The sequence below is a fragment of the Wolbachia endosymbiont of Drosophila tristis genome, from assembly GCF_028981745.1.
Lineage (GTDB): Bacteria > Pseudomonadota > Alphaproteobacteria > Rickettsiales > Anaplasmataceae > Wolbachia > Wolbachia pipientis.
Genome location: NZ_JAPQLN010000108.1, coordinates 1 through 9222 on the forward strand (window position 1 = coordinate 1; position 9222 = coordinate 9222).

A 9222-nucleotide genomic window follows, 5' to 3' on the forward strand; every position below is an offset into this window, starting at 1 on the left:
ATAAAGTAGATAAGCCTAAACGCCATCATGTCTTTAGGAGAGTTTGCTAATGAAAGTTCTTAAGTTGACGCCATTGGCTGAACGGATACGATTTATTTCAGTGCATGAGCTGGTCCTTTTCGGGTTTTAGCGCTGTGTACATAACTGCACGAACGTCTAGTTTAGGGGTAAGAAAAATTAGGGCCCGCAAATTAATCCAAACACATAAGTGTAGTGTTACCACCAAATGCTGTAGTGTTAACACTTACAACTTTTTCTGTAGAAAAACGCTGTAAATAATGAGGACCACCAGCTTTTGGCCCAGTGCCAGATAGTCCTCTACCACCAAATGGTTGTATCCCAACTGCTGCACCTATCTGGTTACGGTTGATGTAGACATTTCCAACTGATATTTTTTTACTTATAGTGTCAATTTGACTTTGTATACGACTCTGCAAAGAAAACGTAAGCCCATATCCAGTACTATTTATATCACTTGTAACTTCATTTAATTGTGACTTGTTAAAACGTATGATATGTAAAATAGGACCAAATACTTCTTGCTTTAATTGCGAAATTTTTTGTATCTCATAAATATATGGAGGAAAGAAATAACCATTATGAGAATTTGTATCCATGGGTACTTTAAATAACAGATTTGAATCTTCGTCCTCTGACATTTTTTGCGTATGTTGAGTTAGCATATCGATAGATGCTTTGTCAATTATTGGACCAATATCAGTGCTAAGTTGTATTGGGTCACCAATCTTGAGTTCTTGCGCTGCACCGCATATCATTTTTATCTGCTTCTCTGCTATGTCCTCTTGAATAAACAGCACTCTAAGTGCAGAACAGCGTTGACCACTGCTACGAAACGCAGAAAGCAAAGCATCCATAGCCACTTGCTCTAAAAGAGCAGAGCTATCAACTATCATAGCATTGAGCCCTCCTGTTTCAGCAATAAGTGGCACAATAGGACCATCCCTATTTGCAAGCATTTTATTGATTATTTGAGCAGTTTGTGTTGAGCCAGTAAAAGCTACTCCGGCAATTCTATTGTCTGGAACTAATATTTTGCCTAAATATCCACCATCCCCAGGAATGAGGTGTAACACATTCTTTGGTATCCCAGCTTCATGTAGTATCTTAACAGCTTCGTAGGCAATAATCGGCGTTTGCTCTGCCGGTTTTGCCAGCACTGCATTACCTGCTGCAAGTGCAGCTGAGACCTGCCCAATGAAGATAGCGAGCGGAAAATTCCACGGTGATATGCATAAGAAAACTCCTCTGCCTTCAAAAAAGATGAAGTTATCTTCACCTGTTGGGCCCGGCAATTTTTTCCAGTCGCTCAGTTCATTTTTTGCTATCATTGCATAATAACGCAGAAAGTCGATTGCCTCTCTTACTTCTGCTATTGCATCGGATAAAATTTTTCCTGCTTCCACAATCAGAATGTAAATTAACTCTTTCATTCTTTCCTCAAGCAAATCTGCAGCTTTTTCAAGGCATTTAGCGCGCTCTTCTGCTGAAACATTCTGCCACTTAGCAAAAGCACTGTGTGCTATTTCAAGAGCGTTTAAAGCTTGATCGCTTGTTGCACTTGACACTTCTCCAATTACATTTTCCAAATGTGCAGGATTCACTACTTCGATAAATTCAGCATTATCAAATAGTGCTTTTCCATCAATTATTGGTCCAATTTGCCACTTTTTTTCACTAAAACCCTTTATATCATCTGCAAATTGTGAGACTATCACAGAATCACTAATATCCATCCCCAAGGAATTTTTTCTTTCTGGTCCCAAAATATCTTGTGGTAATGGAATGCCTGGATGAGGTTCATAATTAAAATTTATAGCTTTTTCCAGTGGATCTGAAATTAACTCATCGATTTTAACGTTAGGATCACTTATTTGATTAACAAACGAACTATTAGCTCCATTTTCAAGAAGGCGTCTTATAAGATAAGGCAACAAGTCACTATGTTCCCCAACGGGTGCGTAGACACGACAGCTAACATTTGTTGCAAGCTCTGACATTGCATAATCATATAAGTCTTTTGCCATTCCATGTAAGCGTTGAAATTCAAATCCAGGGTGGTTTTTATCAGCAAGTTCCATGATAGAAGCAAAAGTATAGACGTTATGAGTTCCAAAGCATGGGTAAAAGCTGTTTGGTTTACTCAAAAGTTTCTGTGCGCACACGAAGTAAGATACGTCAGTATAGCTTTTTCTTGTAAATACTGAGTAATCATTTAATCCCAATTCTTGCGTACGCTTGATTTCTGAATCCCAATATGCACCTTTTACAAGCCTCACCATAATTTTGTGCTTTGATCGGATAGCAACATCTTCAACAAAGTCAAGAACAGATAAAGCGCGCTTTTGATATGCTTGCACAGCCAAGCCAAGCCCTTCCCACTCAGAAAGTGATTCATCAAGCCGTAATTGTTCAAACAAGATTAAGGACATTTCAAGCCTTTCTGTTTCTTCTGCATCTATGCATAATGAAATGTTGTATTTTTTTGCTTCATGACAAAGCTCTAGCAGTTTAGCTCTCAACTCTTCAGCTATATTATCGAATTGACCAAATTCATAACGTGGATGTAACGCAGACAATTTGATTGAAACTCCATGCGATTTAAAACAATCATTTATTTCAGTGGATTCACCTATAGCTTTTATTGAGTGCATGTATGAATTAAAATACTCTTCTGCATCTTCAGCTGTGTGAGCAGTTTCGCCAAGCATATCAAAAGAGTATAAAAACTTACTATTGTCATCTAGTTTTGCATACCTTAAAGCTTCTTCTATGGTTTCTCCAACAACAAAATGATTACCAAGCATAGACATTGCTTGTTTTACTGCTTTGCGAATGATCGGTTCTCCTAAATTCTTAAGTAACTTAGAAATTGCGTAATAGAACTTCGAATCGCCTTCATTATCTCTCAATATACTGCTACCTATCATCAAGCTCCATGTGGAAGCATTGACAAACAACGAAGAAGAGTGCCCTAAATATTTATTCCATTCCTGATTGGCAATTTTATCTTTGATTATTTCGTCTATTGTATAATCATCTGGTATTCTAAGTAGTGATTCAGCAAGGCACATCAATGCTATTCCTTCATCATTGGAAAGCGAGTATTGCTGCATAAAGGAATCTACAATACTTAATTTATTGTGTTTGATTTTTTCAATAACTTGTTTTGCAATATTATAAATTCTATTTTTTGAATCAGCCGAAAGCTCTGCTTTTTCTACAAGATAACGTATATAACTCTTTTCATCAGTACGATAAAATCCTTGTAAACGTTTTCTGAGTTCATTAGGTTCTTGTATAGAGCTTATCATATATAATTATCTCCAAAAAATACTCCGACACCATATGTATGGTGAAATTATATCATAACTTTGCGCAGAGCAAACTGCTATTTACAAAGGGATCAGGGCTGGCTAAAAGAAGTCCATGCAATAACTTCACTAAATCAAAAAGATTGTGCAAGTATGTAGCTCAACACTCCACCACACATCAAGTATTTAGTCTCAGTTGCGGTTTGTACACAGCATTTGAGTTGAATTGATTGTTCAGAATTATCCTTTCCTTTGATGATACATTCTAGATTTCCACCTGGCACTATTTCACCTTTTATGCTTATTACCTTACTACCATCAAATATCTTTCTGGTTATTCCATTTTGGAATATAAGTGGAAGAACACCCATACCAACTAAGTTGGACCTATGTATACGCTCAAAGCTTTCTGCAATTACAACTTTAATCCCCAACAATAAAGTACCCTTTGCTGCCCAATCCCTACTTGAACCTGTGCCATACTCCTTTCCTGCTACAATGATGAGAGCTTCCTTGTAGCGCATCGCCGCATCAAAAATTGGCATAGTTTCTTGAGAAGGAATATATTTTGTATATCCACCTTCGGTGCTAACCATTTCATTTTTTATTCTAATGTTAGCAAAAGTTCCACGCATCATTACATTGTGATTACCACGGCGAGACCCGTATGAATTGAAATCCCGTGGTTCAATTCCAAGCCCTTTTAAATATAGACCGGCAGGACTACTCGAGGCAATATTTCCCGCAGGGGAAATATGATCAGTAGTTATGCTATCGCCAAACATTGCTAATATTTGTGCACCCTTTATATCGATTTTATTATTTTTAGGTGATAAGTTATCAAAATAAGGCGGATTTTGTATGTAAGTACTGTTTGCATCCCAATTATAGATTTCACTTTTTTCACACTTTATCTTCCGCCAATGTTCATCACCAGAAAAAACATCCTTATACTTTTGTATAAACATCTCACGTGTTACCACACTTTTAACACAATCTTCGATTTCATTGTTTGTTGGCCATATATCTTTGAGATAGACATCATTTCCATTCTTATCTTTGCATATTGAATCTTTTGTCAGATCAATTTGCACAGTACCAGCAAGTGCATATGCAACAACAAGTGGCGGAGATGCCAAGTAATTAGCTTTGACTAACGGATGAATTCTTCCTTCAAAGTTACGATTGCCAGATAAAACTGCAGCAACGGTTAAGTTTTTGTTTTTAATGCCATCTTCTATATCTTTATTAAGTGGACCAGAATTCCCAATGCAAGTTGTGCAACCATATCCAACTAGATTAAAACCCAAAGCATTTAGATCTACCTGCAATCCAGACTTTTCTAAATATTCTGTTACAACTTGTGACCCTGGAGCAAGAGAAGTTTTAACCCAAGGCTTTGATTTTAATCCAAGTTTAATTGCATTACGAGCTACAAGACCTGCAGCAATCATCACACTTGGATTTGAAGTATTAGTGCAGCTTGTTATTGCTGCAATAACTACACTTCCATCTTGGAGTTTATCGCTTTCCTTTGACTCATTAACTGAAAATGATTTAGAAAAAGACTCTGCCACTTGTGAAAGAAAAACCTTATCTTGTGGTCTTTTAGGACCAGCCATTACTGGCTTCACGCTCGATAAATCAAGTTCTAGTGCGTCAAAAAATGCTAACTCATTATTGCCACGCCACAATCCTTGCTCTTTCGCATAAGCCTCAACTAACTTAATCAGCTTTTCTGGTCGCCCTGTTAAATGTAAATAATCGAGTGTTTTCTGATCAATTGGAAAAAACCCACAAGTTGCACCATACTCTGGGGCCATGTTTGCTATAGTGGCTCTATCTGCCAAAGATAAATAATCTAAACCATCACCATAAAATTCTACAAACTTACCAACAACGCCTTTTGTTCTTAGGATATTGGTAACCGTCAGCACTAAATCAGTCGCAGTTACTCCTTCCGGCAGTCTGCCAATTAATTTAAATCCAACTACTTCTGGAATCACCATACTAATTGGTTGACCAAGCATCACAGACTCAGCTTCTATGCCTCCAACACCCCAACCAAGAACTGATAACCCGTTAACCATTGTAGTATGGCTGTCAGTACCAACTAAAGTATCAGGATATATGACTCCATCATTATTACACACAACTTGCGCTAAATATTCAAGGTTCACTTGGTGGCAAATCCCTGTGCCAGGCGGCACTACTCTAAAATTTGTGAAGGACGATTCTCCCCACTTTAAAAATTGATATCTCTCCAAATTTCTTTTTACTTCTAACTCAACGTTCTTACTGAATGCGGAAACACTTCCATAACTATCTACTTGAACAGAATGGTCAATCACAAGATCAACCGGTACAGACGGATTTATATTGCTTGGGTTTCCTCCATTTTTCTTAACATAGTCCCGCATTGAAGCTAGATCAACAACAGCAGGAACCCCTGTAAAATCTTGCATCAACACCCTTGCTGGTTTATAGCTAATTTCGTGATTAGTATGTTTATTAACGCAGTCTGCTAGTACTCTTATGTCATCTAGCTTTACGTTTACTCCATCTTCATTGCGCAATAAACTTTCAAGCAGAACCTTAAGTGAGCAAGGCAATTTAGTCACATCTATTCCTAAAAATTCACTAGCACTACTTAGGCTAAAATAGTTGTATGACTTCCCGTCAATGTTTAAAGTCGTTTTTGCATTTAAAGAATTGTTCATCCTATCACACTATATTAGTTAAAATTGGAATTACTACCGTTACTTTTTTGTTGTTGACCTTGCTGCTCATACATAGTTTCAAAATCTATAGGATCTAGCATCAGTGGGGGAAATCCACCACTACTTGTAACTCTTGCAATTATTTCTCTTGCAAAAGGGAAAAGAAAAGTAGGTCCGCCAATAAACAAAGCTTGTCTTACCTCTTCCTCACTCAACTCTTTTAAATTTTCTATTGAAAAAATGCCACAATATTTCGTCTCACAAATGAAAGCTACACCATCTTTTATGCCTTCATCTTTTACCGTTGCTTTGACTTCTATATGCAAAGTAATTTCATGAAAAGATTTTTCTTCATTCACTTCTTCTTTGTTTTTCGTCCCTTCTAATTTTGCTGAATTGATATTAACCACTACATTAATATCTGGAGCTTTACTAGAAGAAAGGAATGGCGAATTCGGATTCTCAAATGATAGATCTTTAACATATTGACCGTGAATTCTCATTTTTTGTTGTGGCATTTCTTACGTCTCCTTTAATTAAGTTGAGATATTTAATACTTTCTTATATAATATATTCATTTACAAACGAATAGCAAACCTGATTATAAGTTGATATGAAAAACATATTTTCATTAATAATTAATAATGTTCGGATACTTTATATGCCAAGGAGTTGAGTTACTATGATAGAGCTTGTAATATATGCTTTATTAGCGGCGTTCATTTTTTCACGTTTGTATAATTCTTTAGGAAGGTCAGCCAACCTCAACCTAAAAAAGCTAACTAATGTATTGGATGTAAGCCGAAGTAGAGAAGATGTAGTAGAAAACATTGAGGGTTACATTGATAGCAATGATGAAAATTCAATAAAAGTTACTTATAAACAAATATTAAAAAAAAACAAAGATTTTTCTATTTCCCACTTTATAGAAGGTTCAAGCATAGCTTTTGAATTAATAATAAAATGTTTCAATCAAGGAAATTTGTCTCAGTTAAAACCACTTCTCGATAAAGACTTATATGATAATTTTGCAGAGAAGATTAAACATCGTAAAGAGGTGCACGAGTCTATAATTGTTTCTATCGTTTCACAAAAGATTTTAGAAATAAAGCTAGTAAAAAACGCAGTGTTTATTGCAGTATATTTCCTTTCAGAGCAAATTAACTTCGTTAAGAACAATGAAGGAGATATAATATCAGGTAGTACATCCACTATTAATAAAGTTGAGGATGTATGGCAATTCAAAAAAAATGTTAATTCATCAGACCCAAGCTGGTTGCTTGTTTCTATTCACTATAAAAAGACAAGTAACGATAAGACAAATGATAAGTAAGATGAGTTTTATTTGAAATGGAAAGCAAGCTACGCGAAATAGTACTTGACACTGAAACGACAGGTCTTGACACTGAATCTGGTCATCGAATTATTGAAATAGGGTGTGTGGAATTAATTAACCGCATTCCAACAGGTAAAGTATTCCATCGGTACCTTAACCCAGAAAGAGATATACCTTATCACTCGTTTAAGATTCACGGTGTTAGTGAAGAATTTTTAGAAGATAAACCATTATTTTCAGATGTTGCACTTGAATTTCTTGACTTTATATCTAATGATATTTTGGTAATTCACAACGCTGAATTCGATGTTAAGTTCCTTAACATGGAGTTAAGCAAGCTGAATGCTAGGTTAATTTCCTCAGACAGAGTGCTAGATACATTACCTCTTGCGAGGAAAAAATTCGCAGGATCACCTGCTTCTTTGAATGCATTATGTAAGCGTTTTGATATATCGCTAGAGAATAGAGAATTGCACGGAGCACTAGTTGATGCTCAATTGCTTGCAAAGGTATATGTTGAACTTACAGGAGGGTTACAAACCTTTCTGTTTGATAATGAATGCAATCAGGACAGTAACTCCACATTCGTTCAGCATAAAGTACGTAATCTAACTCCCAGAGAACATTTACCAAATAGTGAAGAAATTGATGAACATAAGAAACTGTTAGACAAAATTAACAATACACTTTGGAATAAATATATTGAATAGGTTAACCAATAAAGATACAATTCAATTTTACTGAGAGCATTCTAATGGTAAGGTTTATAAGATTATTATCTAATGTGCTAGCAGCATTAGCAGTTGTTTTTTTAGGTTATTGTTATTTCACTAAAAAAGGCATATTTGCCCCAGCAGCGATTCACAACGCAGAAGTTAAGATAGGCGGAGATTTTTCTTTAATTAATCAGGACGGACAGATCTTGCGCAGTAGTGATTTTAAAGATAAATACATGATGATTTTCTTTGGGTTTTCCTCATGCAAAAGAATTTGCCCTATGAACCTTGGAATAATTTCAGAAACACTTGCAAAGTTAGATGAGAAAACTAACAACAAGCTACAAACATTCTTCATCACAGTCGATCCTGAGCGCGATAGCACGGAAAGACTTAAAGAATTTCAGCAGCAATTTGACCACAGAATACAAATGTTAACTGGTGAAAGAGAAAAAATAGACGAAGTAATTGCAAAGTATAAAGTATATGCTAGCAAAGTTGGTGGAGAAGAAGAAATCAACCATTCTTCAATAATGTACCTTATTGGCCCTGGAGGAAAATATGTTACACACTTTGCAGCTGATTTAAATTCAGACGAAAGTCAATCTGATAAGATTTTGGCTGAGATAAGAAAATACGTAAACTGAATTATAGATTTTTCTGTTAATTAGTCGAGCATGCAACTGCATGAGCATTATGATTTGAGAGCAATCTCCATGGGAAGACACACACAACTGTACGAACGTTGTAGTTTGGGAGCAATTCCCACCAGTGGGGTGTCATCCCAGTGCCCAGACACTGGGATCCAGCTTCTATGCAACTTAATTAAAAACGTTTGTTTTAGCGTAAGACAACTACCTTTAGCTCATCAGCTCAGTTATAAGCAAAATTTCTGGATTCCAGTGGGCTTTGTTGCATCGCTACTTATGAAAGGCTAACTATAGTTAGGATTATAAGTAACCTATTGAAAATCTTGTTTTTTTTGCAATCAATCTGATCAAATTTAAGAATAGTAATTTATTATTTACATTAATAAATTTAATTCTATTGAAAATAGCTAAAGCATTGAAATTCTTGAATTTTAGCCGGATTAGTGAGTGGTAGTGAAATTTCTTTTA

General features: G+C 35.8%; 7 protein-coding genes. 4 read left to right on the plus strand and 3 right to left on the minus strand.

The annotated features are described in order from the left end of the window. Positions 1 to 191: 191 nt before the first annotated feature. The 3 genes from putA to secB form a co-directional block, all read right to left on the minus strand. Positions 192 to 3332, minus strand: coding sequence for a bifunctional proline dehydrogenase/L-glutamate gamma-semialdehyde dehydrogenase PutA (gene putA, locus OZD64_RS05130; RefSeq protein WP_038199463.1), 3141 nt, complete (start codon positions 3330 to 3332; stop codon positions 192 to 194). Between the two features lie 134 nt (positions 3333 to 3466). After that, a complete protein-coding gene (acnA, locus tag OZD64_RS05135; RefSeq protein ID WP_038199466.1) occupies positions 3467 to 6052 on the minus strand; it encodes an aconitate hydratase AcnA in 2586 nt (861 codons plus the stop codon). Between the two features lie 14 nt (positions 6053 to 6066). After that, positions 6067 to 6570, minus strand: a complete 504-nt coding sequence (gene secB / locus OZD64_RS05140; protein WP_038199468.1) for a protein-export chaperone SecB — start codon at positions 6568 to 6570, stop codon at positions 6067 to 6069. 164 nt (positions 6571 to 6734) lie between these two features. Here secB and OZD64_RS05145 point away from each other — a divergent pair, with 164 nt between their 5' ends. Genes OZD64_RS05145 through OZD64_RS05160 form a run of 4 tightly spaced genes read left to right on the plus strand, consistent with a single transcriptional unit; the run spans position 6735 to position 9042 of the window. Next, the gene (locus tag OZD64_RS05145) at positions 6735 to 7385 is read left to right on the plus strand and encodes a Tim44/TimA family putative adaptor protein (RefSeq protein ID WP_010962367.1); all 651 of its coding nucleotides are present in this window, start codon (positions 6735 to 6737) and stop codon (positions 7383 to 7385) included. Positions 7386 to 7402: 17 nt separating this feature from the next. Then, the gene (dnaQ, locus tag OZD64_RS05150; RefSeq protein WP_274999445.1) at positions 7403 to 8098 is read left to right on the plus strand and encodes a DNA polymerase III subunit epsilon; all 696 of its coding nucleotides are present in this window, start codon (positions 7403 to 7405) and stop codon (positions 8096 to 8098) included. Positions 8099 to 8142: 44 nt separating this feature from the next. Beyond that, positions 8143 to 8751, plus strand: coding sequence for an SCO family protein (locus tag OZD64_RS05155; RefSeq protein WP_010962368.1), 609 nt, complete (start codon positions 8143 to 8145; stop codon positions 8749 to 8751). A 30-nt stretch (positions 8752 to 8781) separates the two neighbouring features. Beyond that, complete coding sequence (locus tag OZD64_RS05160) at positions 8782 to 9042, plus strand: hypothetical protein (protein ID WP_010962369.1); 261 nt, start codon at positions 8782 to 8784, stop codon at positions 9040 to 9042. The last annotated feature ends 180 nt before the right edge of the window (positions 9043 to 9222 follow it).

Coding starts and splice junctions, on each gene's coding strand:
- OZD64_RS05160 (WP_010962369.1), top strand. CDS start 8,782: ATGCAACTGCATGAGCATTATGATTTGAGAGCAATCTCCATGGGAAGA.
- OZD64_RS05145 (WP_010962367.1), top strand. CDS start 6,735: ATGATAGAGCTTGTAATATATGCTTTATTAGCGGCGTTCATTTTTTCA.
- OZD64_RS05155 (WP_010962368.1), top strand. CDS start 8,143: ATGGTAAGGTTTATAAGATTATTATCTAATGTGCTAGCAGCATTAGCA.
- acnA (WP_038199466.1), bottom strand. CDS start 6,052: ATGAACAATTCTTTAAATGCAAAAACGACTTTAAACATTGACGGGAAG.
- dnaQ (WP_274999445.1), top strand. CDS start 7,403: ATGGAAAGCAAGCTACGCGAAATAGTACTTGACACTGAAACGACAGGT.
- putA (WP_038199463.1), bottom strand. CDS start 3,332: ATGATAAGCTCTATACAAGAACCTAATGAACTCAGAAAACGTTTACAA.
- secB (WP_038199468.1), bottom strand. CDS start 6,570: ATGCCACAACAAAAAATGAGAATTCACGGTCAATATGTTAAAGATCTA.